Consider the following 15,946-nt stretch of genomic DNA (forward strand, 5'->3'; position numbering starts at 1 on the left):
GTTCCTCTACTCGATTTAAACGGATATCAATAGGTTTTAGTTTGAATTTTGCCTGGGCGGCCTTGGCTGAGTGGGGGCAGACAATAGATGTTGTTCAACCACAGGTGTCGGTAGGCGCATTTTCTTGGTGCTTGGCTGTGAGAAGAACAGCTTCCATAAGACAAAAATGGCGATTAATTTCAGACCAAGAATTAGACTGATTTCTAGCCAAAGTGGAAGCCCGGTATGGCTACTTTTTTTTGTGATTTTTCTTAAGATAGCTAGCATGCTCATCTCGCCACTTTTTTATGAGTTGTCGTCTTTTTCTGCGTCACTAAAACGGAATTTGTCGCGGATATCGAGTAGCTTGCCAACCTTAGCACCCATCTTCATCAAGGAGGCTAAGGTTTCTGGAGAAAGACGTTGCACGTCGTCAAACCAAGATGTCGAAAGTTCGATCAATTGATACATCTCACGCATGCGTTCTTGCGCTAGTTTGTCTTCTTCCGATGCTGGGTTTTCTAATAAAGCGTCACGCAGCATGGATAGAGTCGGTTCAATTTCGCGACGACGACGCTCTTCAAGCAAGGCTTTGAAAATGTCCCAGATGTCCTTAGGTGGCTCGAAATACTCACGTCTGTCACCTGGTTTATGCATCAATTTCACCAAGCGCCAGGCTTGTAATTCCTTAAGTCCCATGCTGACATTGGAACGCGAGAATGAAAGATACTCAGCTATTTCATCGGCATTGAGGGGTTTGCCCAAAACGTAGAGCAGGGCATACATTTGACCGACGGTGCGATTAATACCCCAACGGCTGCCCATTTCGCCGAAGTGCAAAATGAAGCGTTGGGTGAGTGGGCTTAGGCTTTCCATGATTTTCCTTATTTTTAAGTTGCTTACTACAATTGCTGATATTTCTGAATTTTCACGAATTACTGAAATTATAGAAGGTTTAAAAAAATCCTGCTGACTACCACTCAGAATTCGATTTAGGCTGCGAGCCGATGTTGCGAGGTTTATAATTCCTCGACGACGATTTCTTATTGTGAAGTGACTATTTTTGAAAGCTCTACCATGTCTAAAACAGCTTCCGTTGATGCCAACTACCGTTTCATTGCGGCTTATAACGAGGTGAACGCCCGCATCACACAAAGACAGCAAGCACTGGCTTTGTATGTCACCTTGGTAGTCAGTTTGTTGGCGGCACTGGTCGCCTTAAAATCAGGTGAGACGCGCGGTGAAGTGCCAGTCGAATGGTTGATGCTAGGTTTTCCCGTCGCATCACTGAGTCTGGCATTCTTAAATTACAAAGCAGAAAGGGCGATCACGAATTTGCGCCGCTTCTTGTCGGCTTTGGAGCAATTGGGCGACGCCCATGAAAGCTTGCCTAGCTATAACACCCATCAAAAATGGGCGATTGGTGCGAATAAGGCGCGTCGTTTTCACGACTATGCCTCCGCTGTGCTCGTTGCCGGTGGCAATCTGATCGGCCTTGGCGCCGTCGTGAAAATTTATCCGCATCGTGTCGCCGAAAGCTCAATTGCTTTGTGGTTGTCGATCTTGATTGCACTTGCTGCCGTGCTGGCAATTCTGCTCAGCCCTCAATGGGGCTTTACACCAGATTCGGACGAAGTGAATGACTAAGGAAATTGCTGAGCAAATGATTGGATTAGCGCTGCTCAGATTTTTTTGAATTGGCCCAAGCGGCCATGAGTTTGTAGCCAAATACGTTGAATAAAAGTCCCATCATGACCACGATAGCACCAATAATTTGGGTCATATTTAAGGCCTCATCCAACAATATCCATGCAGAAGATAATCCAACCACGGGCACCAATAAAGTCATTGGTGCCACGACATGGGTGGGTAAGGTGGTCAGTAATTTTCCCCATAGTGTATAGCCAATTAAGCTGGCAGCGCCCGATAAGTAGAGTATCGCCAATATTGAGTTGACATCGATATTACGTAGGCTGCTTAAGACGATATCGCTGCCATCAATCAGGCAGGACATGAGTACAAAAGGAATGATGGGAAGCAGGGCGCTCCAGGCCACCAGATTGAGCACGCCGACTTGGCCCATCTTTTTACTGATGATATTGCCGCCAGCCCAAGACAAGGCTGCGCATATGGTCAGAATAAATCCAGCCAGGCTAACTTCGCTTGCGCTGCCATGTACACCCATGCTGGCACTACCGAGCAAGGCCAAACCAATGCTGGCTAACAGCATGCCGAGTACATTGCTGATCTTGAGTTTGTCTCCGAACACGAGTGCGGACAATCCTACCGTGAAAAATGCCTGAGCCTGTAAGACCAAAGAGGCCAAGCCAGCTGGCATACCAACGGCAATCGCAGAAAACAGAAATGCGAATTGCGCAAAACTGATGGTCGCGGCATAAGCGATCAGCCATTTAAGTTCGACTTTCGGCCGGGCTAAAAAGAAGATGGCTGGAAAAGCGACAAATACAAAACGCAAAGCGCCCAGTAGCAGAGGCGGTATGCCTTTCAATCCCACTTTAATGACGACAAAATTCATGCCCCATAAAACAATCACGATGAGGGCGGTGATTAAATGCCGTGCACTAAGTTGGGTTTGGCTCATGATAATGGCGGCGCAATGGTGTGAAGTTATTGTGAATCAAACGAAAGGCGAAAGAGCTAGCCGCAGAGGCGCAGAGGACGCAGAGAAAGACCAAAAACAAGTTTTTCTTTTGCGCCACTGTGGCGAGGCTTCCTTGGTTTTTCACCTTGTTTTAGCGTAAGTGTGCCGGAATAGTTTCAAGGCCTTTGATAAACGCTGCATGCACTTCAGGGTCAACAGGCTTGAATACGCGTTTAGTGCTGGCAGGATTTTTGCCAAGGAAGTTCTCGTTTCTTCTGTTTTGTGCGGGACGAATCGGACGAGGTGTAAAACCACCGCCACAGTTAGGGCACACATTATGTAAAACCTGTTCTACGCAGTTGACACAGAAGGTGCATTCGTAAGAACAAATTTGTGCATCAGTCGCATTTGGCGCTAAATCTTTGTTGCAGTGTTCGCAGTTGGGGCGTAGTTCTAACATGGCGGCATCCTACTTAATGGGGAGATATTGGGAGCGATGTACTAAGCTTAACACAGAGGAAAAGAGGTGGTTTTCTGAGACGAATTTCCTTATGAAGATTGTCAGCTTGCAAGGGCAATTGTAAGAAGCCGAAATCTAAAGCATGTGGCGAAGTAGCGATAAAACCATTCAACACAGAGACACCGAAGGAAAGGAGAAAAACCGAAGAAATATCGAATTTTCTGGTTTTCTCTACGCTATCTCGCTAGCTCTGTGTCTCTGTCTTGAGTGGTTTTGCTTTCGGCTTTGTGCGATTGTCCTGGTCGCCTCGCCTCCTGAATGAGCACGCTACTGTAGAATGGATTCATCGCAAAATTTAGTTCAAAATTTAAGAAAGTAATCTGACACTATGTGGATAGACAGTCATTGCCATCTTGACGCCAGTGAATTCGGGACACAAGCTGCCATCTTGGCGGACGAGGCCGCACGTATGGGCGTCTCTGCAATCGTGATACCTGCTGTGCATAAATCAAATTTTGACAAAGTCCAGCAACTGGCATCGCAAAGGACAGATTGTTTTTTCGCATTAGGTATACATCCCATGTATGTCGCGACTTCGGTGGAACAAGACCTACTATTTTTACGCGAAGAAATAGCCCGTTTGCTCAATGATCCCGTGGCCGGAAAACGTTTAGTTGCTGTGGGTGAAATTGGTTTGGATTTCTTTGTCCCTGCCTTGACTATTTCACCGCTAAAAGAGAAGCAGGAGTTTTTTTATAGCGAGCAATTAAAAATAGCGCGAGATTTTGGTTTGCCCGTGTTGCTACATGTGCGAAAATCACAAGATAAAATATTAAAATTTTTGCGACGTATTCCCGTTCAAGGCGGTATTGCACACGCTTTTAATGGCAGTGTGCAGCAAGCGCAGCATTTTATTGATCTTGGATTTAAATTGGGCTTTGGTGGTGCTATGACTTTTACCCGCGCTTTACAAATTCGACGCCTCGCTAGCGAACTGCCGATCAGTAGCATCGTCTTAGAAACCGATGCACCAGACATAGCACCACGCTGGTGTCATCCCGGGATCAATACGCCAGGTGAGTTAGTGCAGATAGGTCATGAGTTTGCGAGTTTACGTCAGCTCACTTTGTCAGACGCCGCACGGCACACTAGTGCGAATGTGCTGTCCGTCCTGCCACGCATGGCAGGACAAGTCATTCTAAGTTAGGCGATAGTGCGGCTGGTGCTGATCGGTTTTGCGGTTGGAGTCGCGCTGTTGCAGCAACAGGCGCAACTGCTGCCAGTGTGGGTGTATTTAACCGGTCTGGTCTTTCTATCTTTGTCGTTAGTTCTTGGCATGCAGTCAAAGATATTGAAGCGCTCAATAAAACGAGGCTTACCAATACTGTTTGCAGGATTGCTGGGATTTTGCTGGGCAGCACTTTATGCGCATTATTATTTAAGCCAACAATTACCGCCCGCATTAGAAAACCGTGATCTGCAAATTATAGGTGTCATCGATAATTTACCCAAGCACGTACCGCAAGGCCTGCGGTTTAATTTTTTGGTCGAGAAGTATCATAGCAAGGTAGCGCCTGCGGGTATTGATGCGACGACCTTAGATAAACTCCCCGATAAACTAGCCTTGGCTTGGTTTGATCAGCCTTCGAATCCCATTGCGGCTAAGGATCTGCGCCCCGGGCAGCGCTGGCAATTGACCGTGCGTTTAAAACGACCGCATGGGAATGCCAATCCAGATGGATTCGATTATGAGGTCTGGTTGTTAGAACAGGGCATACGCGCGACAGGCTCAGTACGCGATAGCACAACTGAAAGTGCAGCATCTGCGTCCAATCAACTGCAGCAAGAGTTTGTTTGGAGTCTGCATAATTTGAATCAACGTGCACGTTTTCATTTGCGCGAAAAAATTATGTCTAGTCTGGGGGAAGCAAGCTACGCTGGTGTGATCGCTGCCTTGGTGATCGGCGATCAAAGAGATATTGCGCAAAGCGATTGGCAGATTTTTAATCGCACAGGGATAGGACATCTAATTTCGATTTCTGGTTTGCATATCACTATGATTGCAGGCATTTTTGCCTCGCTGATGTATTACTTGTGGCGGCATTCCTTTTTTACCCAAGCACAATTGCCATTGCGTTTACCTGCACCTAAAGTGGCGGCAATTGCTGGCTTGGTAGCTGCTTTCATTTATGTTGCCTTAGCTGGTTTTGGCGTTCCCGCACAGCGTACGCTTTGGATGTTGATGGTAGTGGCGCTTGCAGTCTGGAGTGGACGTACTGCCAGTATTAGTCATATTTTATGTATCGCCTTGGGATTGGTATTGCTGCTGGATCCCTGGGCGGTATTGTCACCAGGTTTCTATTTGTCGTTTGCGGCAGTCGCTGTTTTGCTCTTTGTTTCTTTGGGACGCTACACTTTTTCTGCGGAGCTTGATGATGAACCGCAAGCCGCATCTAGCTGGCAAATCAGATGGCAGGGCATTCAGGAGAAGTTGCGCCTAGCTGGTCGCGCACAATATGCAGTGACGATGGGACTACTGCCTTTGAGCTTACTTTTGTTCGCACAAGTTTCATTGATCAGTCCGATTGCAAATGCCGTAGCTATTCCCTTGATCAGTTTTGTAGTGACGCCTTTGGCTTTGTTGGGCAGTATTTTGCCCGCACCAGTTTCTGTATACCTACTGACGCTGGCACATGAATTGGTGAGTTTATTGGCGCAGTTCTTAAGGTTCTTGAGTAAAAGTTCTTGGGCGGTCTGGAGCGCACCTATTCCGACTTGGTGGATGTTTGCTTTGGCAATGATAGGCGTGCTTTGGTGTTTGATGCCGCGCGGATGGCCTTTGCGTTTTCTCGGTGTGATTTGTTGCATGCCTATGCTGTGGCAGCCTGTCAGCGTGCCTGATACTGGGGATATGCGAGTGACGGTGTTTGATGTCGGCCAAGGAAGTGCGGTCTTGATCGAGACTGCCAAGCACCGCCTGCTGTACGACACGGGGCCGGGTTTTTCTGTAGAAGCGAATACGGGAACCCGAGTTTTGCTGCCCTATTTTCAAGCGCGTGGCATTCATCAAATTGATCAACTCATGATTACTCATAGTGATAGTGATCATTCGGGTGGCGCTTTGAGTTTGATACAAAATCTGGACATTGATCTGGTGTCGTCTTCCTTGGTACCTACCCATCCGATAGTACTAGCTGCGGGTCAACATCAGCGTTGTCAGGCAGGACTATTGTGGAATTGGGATGGCGTACAGTTTGAAATCTTGCATCCAGTGCCGGTGATTTATACCAGTAGCAAGTGGAAGACCAATGCATTAAGTTGTACTTTAAAAATATCGACAAAAACACATAGCTTGTTACTAGCGGGCGATATTGAAGCAATACAAGAAGACGAACTAGTGAATAGCATTCCCGAGAAACTGAAGGCGGATGTGTTATTGGCACCGCATCATGGCAGTGCTACCTCATCTACCTCGCCATTTTTACGAGCAGTCAGACCCGAGTTCGCATTGTTTCAAGTTGGCTATTTAAACCGGTATCATCATCCCAAACCTGAAGTCATGCAACGTTATTTAGATTTTGGAATAAAGCCTCTAAGGACGGACACGAGCGGTGCAATCACATTACAATTTGGCAGTGCAATAACGGTGAATGAATATCGCAAAGATCATGCGCGATATTGGTACTCACGATGAGACTTACTTCACCCAGCATTTTAAACTTAGCCTTATTAAACTTAATATCAATGTGAAGCTGCAAGCTATGTCCAAACCAGTAGTCCATTTTTGCCACGGCAATAGCTTTCCCGCCGGGACTTATCGTCAGATGTTTGAGCAGTTGCAGCCGCATTATGAGATTCATGCTTTAGACATGCATGGACATAATTCCGACTACCCGGTCACTGTCAATTGGCCGTTTCTGGTACAAGAGTTGATAGATACGCTAGAGGAAAACTATCAAGAACCCGTCATTCTACTTGGACATTCCTTGGGCGGTATTCTGTCCTTGATGGCTGCAAGCCGTAGGCCTGATTTGGTGCGCTGCGTGTTGATGATAGATTCGCCCGTGGTGACCGGCTGGCGTTCTTTATTCCTCAAGACCTTCCGTGCTTTAGGTCTGTTAGAAAAATATTCACCAGCACAATTCTCAGCGAAACGCCGTATGCTCTGGCGTGATAAGCAAGAAGCTTTCGAACATTTTTCATCAAAAGAAAAATTTGCAATCTGGCCGCCGGAAGTATTGCAGGACTATATTGACGCCGGGATGCAGCCGCATCCCGAGGGTATCAGCTTAAAATTTACTCGTGAAATTGAAACTGCTATCTACCTGACTTTGCCCGGTAATTTGGGTACGATTGCACGTCATGGTCTCAGTGTACCTATCGGTTTTGTCGGCGGCACAGAATCGATAGAATGCCGTCAAGGCGGACTCGATGCGACACGTAAAATGTGTGGTGACTATTTTGTACAACTGCCAGCGGGGCATTTACTACCTATGGAAATGCCAGAGAAAACCGCCCAAGCCTGCCATCTGATGATACAAAGATTGTTAGTGCAAAGTCCCAAGCAAATCGCTGAGTGAGTAAGTGAATTTGACTTCATAACGCAGTTTGTCCAACTGGAATACTCGCGTAGAATTGGAGGCTTATTGAACCCAAATTTTCCATTAGACGCACTTACAGTGCTATTTGCGTGCTGACAGCGCATTTTCGGCCATTTTTGTTGCTCTTCGTTGCCAATAGCCAGCTATTGGCGCCTCCTTCGCATCAAACCTGTCTCGAAAAGTGCATCTGTCATCATCGCAAATCCTAATGGAAAATCTGGGTTGAATTAAATATCTTGCTAATTGCTTACATTTTTCATTTGACTATGCGTACATCCCTCACTACTTCCATTGTCTTGCTCTTCATTAGTACTCAGGCTCAAGCACAAAATTTTTACCCTTCGATACAAGAGTACCAACGAGTACAGGCGCAAGGTCGCACTAGCCTGACTCTGGATGTGGAAAATGATAGCTTGCTGCTCAATCGAGATGATGGTTTTTACACTAGCGGTAATCATTTGATCGTACGTCAATTTTTGCTCACACCACAACACAGTACAACTTATGCTTGGTATGTCGGGCAAGATTTGTACACGGCATCGGATATTAAATTACGACCAGGACAGATTAATAAATTTGATCATCCCTACGCAGCCTGGTTGTATGCGGGCCTGTTTAAAGAAGTTCAATTTGCCGATGGCAGTGGTACAAAACTGGGTATGGAACTTGGTTGCTTAGGCCCCTGTGCTGCAGGTGAATGGACACAAACGAATTTGCATAGATTGTTTAATCAACCCTTGCCACAAGCGTGGAGCACCCAGCTAAAGCAAGAATGGGGCGCGGTGTTAAATGCAGAAGTCAGCCCAGCCGCATGGAAGTTGAGTACCGAATCAGATCTGGGTACGCGCTTTAAAGCACGTGTCGGCAATATCTTTACCGATGCGAAGGCTGAAATAACATGGCGTTATGGTCGACTCAGCGGCAGCGTGGATGCGCCAGGTAGTTTTATTTTTAGTCGCGCAGAATTAAAACTAGTAGGCTATAACGCTAGTTTGCAAGGTGGCTATTTCCGCGACCAAGAATTAGCCGTTAACCCTAACCGCTTGGTTCCTGAAATCGAATTCGGTTATCAATATCGAGGTGACACTTGGGGATTCTATGCCTCAGTATTACGTCGCGGCTCTGAAATTAAGGAATTGTCGAACGCAAAAGGCGCACAAAATTTCGCCAAGTTGCAATTAACGTATGGGATGTGATGTTAGCTTAGTGCTGCAGATGCACTAGGGCGCTACGCAAAGCATGGCGCGCCCGGTGTACTGAGACCATCAAGTTGTTTTTGCTGATGCCAAGTTCTGCACATATTTCTGCACTATCAAATTCCATGCAATCCGACAAGGTAAAGGCGCGTGCATATTTGGGCGGTAAGTCATGTAGCGCAATTTCTAAATTCGAAAAAAAGTTTTTTTGCTCAAGTTCCGCCAAAGGATTTGATTCGGTACACAAGCTACTTTGTGTAATGCCATAACGAATACTAGAAAATCCTTCTTGTTCCGCGCCTATCGTCGCACTATCAAATAAATCTTCTTCCACTTTATTGTTCATATGTTTTGAGTAGTGAACGCAGCTGCGGGCACTGCTACGAACGCTGCTACGAAAGTCATCAATGATTTTAAATTTTAGAATACTGATCACATACGTCGATAAAGACGATTTACCTGCATAACGATCCGGGTTTTCTAAAACAGCTAGTAGCGTCTCTTGCACGGTGTCCTCTGCAATAGCCTCATCATGGATTCGTTGTCTCGCAAAACGCAAGAGCTGCGGACGCAGGGCAATTAATTGTTGATGAAAGCAGAGATTGTTCGCCATAGCTAGATTATTTTGAAGTCGTGTATTGAAAATTGAGAGGCTTGGGGATGTTCTTATTTAAGGAAACTATTTATGAATCAAGTTATCGAGTAAGAACATCGCCCAAAGAAGCAAAATAATTATTTGCTGACAATCGGACGTTGCATAGGCGCGAGTTTGGCGACTAATCGATTGGAGATTGACGACGGGATATCGTTCTTTTCCATTGCCATCTGTAAGTCTTCTGCCAGAGCATTGAAGTGGGCATTGCTAATTTCCATGCCTTGATGGGCTTCGTACATATCACGGCCTTTGTACTGACATGGGCCACCTGCCAACTCACAAAATTGTGCGACTAATAATTCAGAAAATTCTTCTTTTTTCATTTTGGAAAAGAAGTGAGCGATACGTTGGTCCGCCAAAATCATAGGAACAAAATCATTGACGATTTTGGTGATGCCTTCTTTTTTACCTAAGCCTTGATAAATGCTGTCGTCCTTGTCCATGTTTTGGGCGTTTGCGGAGAGACTGGCGCACAGGGCAAAGCTTGCTATCGTCAATATTTTTGCGAAGCTAGTTACAAGTGAATTTTTCATGATGGTTTCTTTCTATAGATTAGTTGATGTGCTTACAAGCAAAAAGTGGTGAAATCAAAATCCAGCTTGCAGTGAGAGGTACCAGCCTCGTTGTGTTTTAGGATTAAAAATAGTGATGTCGCCCAGTTGCACGTAGGCGGCAGTGACCGAGAAATTCTTGGTAGGGAAATAGGCGACAAAAACATCAGAAAAATCTTTTTCGTTATCGACGCCCAGATTGCGTGGTTTCATTCTGTACTCGGCTCCGACCACTAATTTGCGATTGATCAGATACGCAATCGAGCCTTCAAGTTGCGCTTGGTACTGGTCTTTCTTGTCACCGCCAAAACCGAGTAAACCCATTTGATTCGCTTTGGTGGCGCGCAAGGTGCCATTGACTAAGAGACTTTGTGCCAGATAGATCTTGGTTGCAGAGACATAATAGTCAACGCCTCGATCGTCTTTCGCACCTAATTGCTTGACATTAGTGACGCCAAGCGCACCCAATCCACCTATACGCGCATCGCGTTTGTATTGCACACCAGCGGCAATCTGCGGCATCCAGCCTGTCTGGTCATATACGGCGTCGCCCGCTAATTTGACTTTAATGCCAAAAATATCTTGTTTCAAATTGAGCGCGTTTAAGGGCGCGAGGCTGCCAGTGAATTCTTGTTTGGCGAGTGAAAATTCAACGCGATCCGCAATTCCTATCGCAGCACCATAGGTTTTTAAACTGTAATCTTGGGTATTCGCCTGAGTGTAATGAACATTAGCGCCGTAGCTATCACGTGTACCGTAGCCAGTAATCAAAGCCCAAGGCGTTAAGCCACCGCCACCGGCTCCCTCAACTTGACTGACACCACCGGTAGCGGTCAGTTTGCCCATATCTGGCGTGAGTGAGGTTTGTGCATGTGCTGTTTGAATGCCTAAACTTATGCTGGCGAGAAGAATAATTTTGCCGGCTTTGCTGCTGGTGCGGTGTGAAATACGGTCAGAAATGAAATGAGGCATGGTGACTCCCTAAGTTGTGCTTATTGGTAATGGCGCGTTATGGTGCGAATACATATTCCAGACAATGATGGTTAATTCGACTTGCTTAGGCAATTTTGCTTAACTAATGATTGCTGTTACCAACTTATACGAAGAGCGTTTGAGAATGGATTCAATTATTTTTAAAAAAAGTCAAAAAAATTTGAAATTAATTGAGGATTCATTTTTGGGAAGACTATTGGATGATGAATAAAAAATATCCCTACTTCTAAGGTAGAGAGTAGGGATATTTTAGATATTGTTTATACAAGCTTTGTTAAACTGTTTTCAGCCAATTACCTTTAAATAAGATAGGGCCACTAGGTTTTTCAGGGTTGCCCGAACCACCTTTAGGTTCTAGCGAAATTGCCAGGAGTTGAGGCGTATCGTTAGTGAGTCCTTCTGGTAAATTAATGCGTAAAACCTCAGCGGTCGTATTTGCTGCGTTGGTAGCTTGATCGACCAGTCCCAAGGATCGTACTTTGCCTTCTTTAGAGATAGACCACAGTTCTAAACTCTGATTGCTGGCTACTTGCGGTCGGTTGACGAAACGCAGCAAGACCTGACGACGTTTGCTATCGCTGGATATGACAGCGACCGGCTGAGCTTTATCATCGGATAAGGTCGCCACATACATCTCCGTTGACAGACTGCTGTCTTGTGGTTTGAAGACAAACGCCGTCATTAAAATGAGGGCCGCACTCGCAAGCATGCTAAGGCCGCGCCAAAATCGCAATTCATGCAGAAATTGGAACAAGGCTTTCTGACTGCGCTCAGCACCGAGTTTGAGTTGCTTTTCTATATTGCGCCACACTTGGGCTTGCGGCACTTTGGCCGTAGAAAATTCCATCATCGGCATTAGATGAGCTTGCCATTCTCTGACAATTTGTTGTAAATGCGGATCGCTTTGTAGCCAGGTAGTAAAGCGACGACGTGCGCCGCCACGTAAGGTGCCGAGCACAAATTCGGCAGCTAATTTATGCTGCAGGCGCTGCTTATGTTGAATATTCATGCCAACGCTCCTTTGGTTAAACACACTTTTAATTTTTCCAAGCCGCGACGTATCCAGGTTTTGACCGTGCCCATAGGCAGTTGCATTTGCTCTGCCACTTCGCTATGGGACAGATCGTGGAAGTAGGCCAAACTCATGGCTTGTCTATGCAGGCCTTCCAAGCGCGACATACAACGGGCCAAGGATGCTGCATCTTGACTTAGCTCTAATGCCTGGATAGGTGTTGCATCTTGGCTTTCCATTGCCTGCCAGATTTCTGTTTCAAATGCATCGGTATCGTAGCTGACGTTAAGATGCTGACCATTATTTAATTTGCGTAGCAAATCAAAAGCGCGGTTACGCACTATCGTCGTCATCCAGGTCATTGGTGAGGCGAGGCTGGCTTGATAGCTGGATGCGTTGTTCCAAATGTTGACGAAACTATCTTGCAAGACTTCTTCTGCCAATTCGCGTTGCTGCAAAATGCGCATGACAAATCCAAATAATTTGGGGGAGCTGACTTCGTATAAAGAATGAAAAGCTTGCGCATCTTGCTTGGCGACTGCCAGCAGCCACAAGTGCATTTGCCCGGGATCTAGGGCCTTGGTTCGGGTCGATAAGTTTGACAATGGAATTCCTTTTTACTTGAGTTAGGTGAGTGCCAATTTGTACAAACAGGACGGTGCGAAGTCGAGTCTTAAAGTGTTTGTGCTAACTTATACGTAGAAAAAGCTTTAGCGGATGCAAAAAATCATAAGGGCTTGAATTTTTAGCAAAAATTTTATGCCGGATTTTACTTTTTTCACCTTTAGATTAACTAAAAATCGATTTTATTTGCTGCCTTATTCTGGTTCATTTGTGAGATTAAAAGGCGAGCATTTTTGTCACGATAGGGTAAAGCTGAGTGTTGGGTTGTACCTCGTTTGACTATTATTTTACTGTGAAGAATTTAAGAAGATGCCTGTAAAGCACGCCACCAGGCACCAGTCATTACAAAGCGTGGGAAATTTATCCATTGTTCGACGAGCAGACGAGAGGCCGCATTAAAAGGGCTGCTAAACGGTATTGATGGCTGTGCTTCTCGTTGATGTCCTACAGCCTGCAATGCAATAGATAAACCCATGCCCGCTAGAGAAAACAGTGCGAATAAATACTGGCCATTGACCACACTATAAATTAGATAGATATTGGCACAAATAAATCCCGGTACTAGCACAATATGTAAGAGTAGGTTAAGGCGAGAACGATGAAATTCCGTATAGCCCTGCCATTGCCATTGAATAAGTTTGAGCATGATGATTACTTTCTTTTACGTTTTTTTGTGGTCTTTTATTTCATTGTGATGGCTTAGATAATATGACTAAATATCCAATAGTCACGTGATTCGCCACGTACGATGCGGTACTTTTTTAGATGGCCTTCGAGATTAAAACCGCACTTTTCCAAAACTCGTCTGGAGTTAATATTATTGTCCAATACCGTTGCCTGTATGCGTTGAAATTGGGCATGCTGATGGGCCCATTGCGTCAATGTCCTACAAGCGCAAGTGGCAATGCCTTGTCCCCAAAACGCTGGATTCAAATCATAGGCGATTTCCGCACTTTGATTCACTTGCGAGATAGTGTGAAAACCTATCGTACCTATGAGCTGATCGTCGTGTTTGTTGGCAATCGCGAATTTAATCTGTGCCGCGGGATTAGACCAGTCGGGTCGGTGAATAAATTGCTGCAAGTCGGCAGGTGAACTGACATTCCAACTCGTGCACTGACGAATTTCCTCTAGTTTTAAGTACTCGTACCAGGAAACTAAATCGGCGGCGCACAGGGGGCGTAATTCTATAGAGGGCGCTGCCGCATCCGGAAAGTTCAGTGCCGGCAGGGTTTTGTGGTCAAACACCTCATGCAGATGGGAAGTGTTCGGTAATAAGCTGCTAAGATGGTATTTTCCAAATATGGACATAGTTCCTCTCTTCAGAAGTGAGTAGGCGTAGCTTAATATTATGGCATGACGACAAGCTAGCAACTCTCGTATTTTATGGATTAAATTAATTCATCAAGCCAGTTCGCAATGAATGGTTTTAGTCATATTGATGAGATTGTCGCTTTGCATAATAATTACCGTGATTTTAATTAACTGCTTAGAAACTTTCACTTTAAGCTAAGTAGGCGACGTGACTAGAAAAAATCTCCCCCGCCCGCGTGCCATCAAGGGCGTCTTGAGGTATAATTCGAATTTCCCGCTTGTGCCGTCTGGCACCTTCTGCAATGACTAAGTTCGTATTCGTTACTGGGGGCGTCGTCTCCTCTCTAGGCAAAGGCATTGCCGCTGCCTCACTCGCTGCTATTCTTGAATCGCGCGGTCTCAAAGTTACCATGCTCAAACTCGATCCTTACATTAATGTGGATCCGGGTACCATGAGCCCATTCCAACACGGTGAAGTATTCGTCACAGATGACGGTGCTGAGACTGATTTGGATTTAGGACACTACGAGCGTTTTATCACCGCCAAGATGAAGAAAGTGAATAACTTCACGACCGGCCAGATTTATGAATCCGTGATTCGTAAGGAACGCCGTGGTGAATATTTGGGCAAAACTGTTCAAGTTATTCCACACATTACTAACGAAATTCAAGAATACATCCATCGTGGCGCAGCTGGTTTTGACGTCGCTTTAGTTGAAATCGGTGGTACGGTGGGTGATATTGAATCCTTGCCTTTCTTGGAAGCAGCGCGCCAATTGAGTTTGCGTGCAGGCCGTAATGCTGCTGCTTTCGTACATTTGACTTTGGTACCATTCCTCGCGTCTGCTGGCGAATTGAAAACCAAACCTACCCAGCACAGCGTACAAAAATTACGCGAAATTGGTATCTTCCCAGATGCCTTATTGTGCCGCGCTGACCGTCGTATTCCGGATGATGAACGCGCAAAAATTTCCTTGTTTTCCAACGTGGTTGAAGAAGCGGTGATCTCTGTATGGGATGCCGATACTATCTACAAAATTCCACAAATGTTGCATGATCAAGGCTTGGACAAAATCATTTGCGACAAGTTGGGCTTGAATCCAAAACCAGCCGATTTGTCCATGTGGGACAAACTTATCTATGCATTAGAAAATCCAAAGCAAGAAGTTACCATCGGCATGGTTGGTAAATATGTTGACTTGACTGAATCGTACAAGTCGCTAACCGAAGCTTTGCGTCATGCCGGTATTCATACCGAAAGCCGGATGAATATTGAGTATGTCGATTCTGAAGAAATCGAAGCGCACGGCACCAAAGCATTGGAAAAATACGATGCGATCTTGGTACCAGGTGGATTCGGCAAACGCGGCGTAGAAGGTAAAATTTTGGCAGCACGTTATGCGCGTGAAAACAAGATTCCTTACCTCGGCATTTGCCTCGGTATGCAAGTCGCCTTGATCGAATATGCGCGTAATAAAGCGGGCTTGGCGATGGCGAACTCGACTGAGTTTGATCTGGAAACCGAGCAGCCTGTCGTTGCCTTGATCAATGAATGGCAAAGTCACGACGGTAAAGTCGAAACCCGTGATGAGAATTCTGATCTCGGTGGCACTATGCGTTTAGGCGCACAGACTTGTGCAGTCCAGCCCAATACTTTGGCATCTGACATCTACGGCAATGTCGTGACTGAGCGTCATCGTCATCGTTACGAAGCGAACAATCATTACCTGAAGCGCGTTGAAGATGCGGGTCTGGTCGTGTCAGCGCGCACACCAACCGAAGACTTGTGCGAGATTATTGAATTGCCAAAGAGCGTACATCCTTTTTACTTAGGTGTGCAATATCACCCTGAGTTTAAGTCGACACCGCGCGATGGTCATCCACTGTTCACTGCGTTTGCAAGAGCGGCAATCGCTCATAAGCAAGCGCAACAAGCGTAATTTTCAAGCGATATTAGCT

At 45.8% G+C, this 15,946-nt stretch carries 17 protein-coding genes; 6 read left to right on the top strand and 11 right to left on the bottom strand.

What is annotated here, in order from left to right; translation table 11 throughout:
- Positions 1–36: 36 nt before the first annotated feature.
- Entirely contained in the window at positions 37–273 is a 237-nt protein-coding gene (gene cydP, locus AC1RR2_RS15080; RefSeq protein WP_493223092.1) for a cytochrome oxidase putative small subunit CydP, read from the bottom strand.
- A gap of 12 nt (positions 274–285) precedes the next feature.
- Complete coding sequence (locus tag AC1RR2_RS15085) at positions 286–855, bottom strand: GbsR/MarR family transcriptional regulator (protein WP_493223093.1); 570 nt, start codon at positions 853–855, stop codon at positions 286–288.
- A 201-nt stretch (positions 856–1,056) separates the two neighbouring features.
- On the opposite strand from AC1RR2_RS15085, the gene AC1RR2_RS15090 reads away from it, so the two are divergent.
- Positions 1,057–1,626, top strand: coding sequence for a hypothetical protein (locus AC1RR2_RS15090; protein ID WP_493223094.1), 570 nt, complete (start codon positions 1,057–1,059; stop codon positions 1,624–1,626).
- A 25-nt stretch (positions 1,627–1,651) separates the two neighbouring features.
- On the opposite strand, the gene AC1RR2_RS15095 is transcribed toward AC1RR2_RS15090, so the two are convergent.
- On the bottom strand, positions 1,652–2,581 hold the full coding sequence (locus tag AC1RR2_RS15095; protein ID WP_493223095.1) for an EamA family transporter: 930 nt from the start codon (positions 2,579–2,581) through the stop codon (positions 1,652–1,654).
- Between the two features lie 151 nt (positions 2,582–2,732).
- On the bottom strand, positions 2,733–3,041 hold the full coding sequence (locus tag AC1RR2_RS15100; protein WP_493223096.1) for a DUF1272 domain-containing protein: 309 nt from the start codon (positions 3,039–3,041) through the stop codon (positions 2,733–2,735).
- 388 nt (positions 3,042–3,429) lie between these two features.
- On the opposite strand from AC1RR2_RS15100, the gene AC1RR2_RS15105 reads away from it, so the two are divergent.
- From AC1RR2_RS15105 to AC1RR2_RS15120, 4 genes are all read left to right on the top strand, one after another.
- Positions 3,430–4,248, top strand: a complete 819-nt coding sequence (locus AC1RR2_RS15105) for a TatD family hydrolase (RefSeq protein ID WP_493223097.1) — start codon at positions 3,430–3,432, stop codon at positions 4,246–4,248.
- 15 nt (positions 4,249–4,263) lie between these two features.
- The gene (locus AC1RR2_RS15110; protein WP_493223098.1) at positions 4,264–6,735 is read left to right on the top strand and encodes a DNA internalization-related competence protein ComEC/Rec2; all 2,472 of its coding nucleotides are present in this window, start codon (positions 4,264–4,266) and stop codon (positions 6,733–6,735) included.
- A complete protein-coding gene (locus AC1RR2_RS15115; protein ID WP_493223099.1) occupies positions 6,692–7,621 on the top strand; it encodes an alpha/beta fold hydrolase in 930 nt (309 codons plus the stop codon). The genes AC1RR2_RS15110 and AC1RR2_RS15115 overlap by 44 nt, the downstream gene beginning before the upstream one ends.
- A 287-nt stretch (positions 7,622–7,908) precedes the next feature.
- Complete coding sequence (locus AC1RR2_RS15120; RefSeq protein WP_493223100.1) at positions 7,909–8,838, top strand: lipid A-modifier LpxR family protein; 930 nt, start codon at positions 7,909–7,911, stop codon at positions 8,836–8,838.
- Positions 8,839–8,845: 7 nt separating this feature from the next.
- Here the strand turns inward: AC1RR2_RS15120 and AC1RR2_RS15125 are convergent, their stop codons facing one another.
- From AC1RR2_RS15125 to AC1RR2_RS15155, 7 genes are all read right to left on the bottom strand, one after another.
- Positions 8,846–9,451, bottom strand: a complete 606-nt coding sequence (locus AC1RR2_RS15125) for a sigma-70 family RNA polymerase sigma factor (RefSeq protein WP_493223101.1) — start codon at positions 9,449–9,451, stop codon at positions 8,846–8,848.
- A gap of 119 nt (positions 9,452–9,570) precedes the next feature.
- A complete protein-coding gene (locus AC1RR2_RS15130; protein ID WP_493223102.1) occupies positions 9,571–10,026 on the bottom strand; it encodes a group I truncated hemoglobin in 456 nt (151 codons plus the stop codon).
- 54 nt (positions 10,027–10,080) lie between these two features.
- Positions 10,081–10,890: a DUF3034 family protein gene (locus AC1RR2_RS15135; RefSeq protein ID WP_493223138.1), complete on the bottom strand. Its 810-nt coding sequence runs from the start codon at positions 10,888–10,890 to the stop codon at positions 10,081–10,083.
- Positions 10,891–11,311: 421 nt separating this feature from the next.
- Positions 11,312–12,046, bottom strand: coding sequence for an anti-sigma factor (locus AC1RR2_RS15140; RefSeq protein WP_493223103.1), 735 nt, complete (start codon positions 12,044–12,046; stop codon positions 11,312–11,314).
- Positions 12,043–12,609 (bottom strand): sigma-70 family RNA polymerase sigma factor, encoded by a 567-nt coding sequence (locus AC1RR2_RS15145; protein WP_493223139.1) that lies wholly within the window; start codon positions 12,607–12,609, stop codon positions 12,043–12,045. Before AC1RR2_RS15145 ends, AC1RR2_RS15140 begins: the two co-directional genes overlap by 4 nt.
- A 365-nt stretch (positions 12,610–12,974) precedes the next feature.
- Positions 12,975–13,319: a terminase gene (locus AC1RR2_RS15150; protein ID WP_493223104.1), complete on the bottom strand. Its 345-nt coding sequence runs from the start codon at positions 13,317–13,319 to the stop codon at positions 12,975–12,977.
- 53 nt (positions 13,320–13,372) lie between these two features.
- The gene (locus AC1RR2_RS15155) at positions 13,373–13,984 is read right to left on the bottom strand and encodes a GNAT family N-acetyltransferase (protein WP_493223105.1); all 612 of its coding nucleotides are present in this window, start codon (positions 13,982–13,984) and stop codon (positions 13,373–13,375) included.
- A 305-nt stretch (positions 13,985–14,289) separates the two neighbouring features.
- Between AC1RR2_RS15155 and pyrG the strand changes: the two genes are divergently transcribed.
- Positions 14,290–15,927: a CTP synthase gene (pyrG, locus tag AC1RR2_RS15160; protein WP_493223106.1), complete on the top strand. Its 1,638-nt coding sequence runs from the start codon at positions 14,290–14,292 to the stop codon at positions 15,925–15,927.
- The last annotated feature ends 19 nt before the right edge of the window (positions 15,928–15,946 follow it).

The organism is Undibacterium sp. GW821-FHT11H02 (genome assembly GCF_058808015.1).

What these genes read in the sequence shown, in the direction of transcription:
- cydP (WP_493223092.1), bottom strand. Translation starts at nt 273, where the DNA reads ATGAGCATGCTAGCTATCTTAAGAAAAATCACAAAAAAAAGTAGCCAT.
- AC1RR2_RS15085 (WP_493223093.1), bottom strand. Translation starts at nt 855, where the DNA reads ATGGAAAGCCTAAGCCCACTCACCCAACGCTTCATTTTGCACTTCGGC.
- AC1RR2_RS15090 (WP_493223094.1), top strand. Translation starts at nt 1,057, where the DNA reads ATGTCTAAAACAGCTTCCGTTGATGCCAACTACCGTTTCATTGCGGCT.
- AC1RR2_RS15095 (WP_493223095.1), bottom strand. Translation starts at nt 2,581, where the DNA reads ATGAGCCAAACCCAACTTAGTGCACGGCATTTAATCACCGCCCTCATC.
- AC1RR2_RS15100 (WP_493223096.1), bottom strand. Translation starts at nt 3,041, where the DNA reads ATGTTAGAACTACGCCCCAACTGCGAACACTGCAACAAAGATTTAGCG.
- AC1RR2_RS15105 (WP_493223097.1), top strand. Translation starts at nt 3,430, where the DNA reads ATGTGGATAGACAGTCATTGCCATCTTGACGCCAGTGAATTCGGGACA.
- AC1RR2_RS15115 (WP_493223099.1), top strand. Translation starts at nt 6,692, where the DNA reads ATGAATATCGCAAAGATCATGCGCGATATTGGTACTCACGATGAGACT.
- AC1RR2_RS15120 (WP_493223100.1), top strand. Translation starts at nt 7,909, where the DNA reads ATGCGTACATCCCTCACTACTTCCATTGTCTTGCTCTTCATTAGTACT.
- AC1RR2_RS15125 (WP_493223101.1), bottom strand. Translation starts at nt 9,451, where the DNA reads ATGGCGAACAATCTCTGCTTTCATCAACAATTAATTGCCCTGCGTCCG.
- AC1RR2_RS15130 (WP_493223102.1), bottom strand. Translation starts at nt 10,026, where the DNA reads ATGAAAAATTCACTTGTAACTAGCTTCGCAAAAATATTGACGATAGCA.
- AC1RR2_RS15135 (WP_493223138.1), bottom strand. Translation starts at nt 10,890, where the DNA reads ATGGGCAAACTGACCGCTACCGGTGGTGTCAGTCAAGTTGAGGGAGCC.
- AC1RR2_RS15140 (WP_493223103.1), bottom strand. Translation starts at nt 12,046, where the DNA reads ATGAATATTCAACATAAGCAGCGCCTGCAGCATAAATTAGCTGCCGAA.
- AC1RR2_RS15145 (WP_493223139.1), bottom strand. Translation starts at nt 12,609, where the DNA reads ATGCACTTGTGGCTGCTGGCAGTCGCCAAGCAAGATGCGCAAGCTTTT.
- AC1RR2_RS15150 (WP_493223104.1), bottom strand. Translation starts at nt 13,319, where the DNA reads ATGCTCAAACTTATTCAATGGCAATGGCAGGGCTATACGGAATTTCAT.
- AC1RR2_RS15155 (WP_493223105.1), bottom strand. Translation starts at nt 13,984, where the DNA reads ATGTCCATATTTGGAAAATACCATCTTAGCAGCTTATTACCGAACACT.
- pyrG (WP_493223106.1), top strand. Translation starts at nt 14,290, where the DNA reads ATGACTAAGTTCGTATTCGTTACTGGGGGCGTCGTCTCCTCTCTAGGC.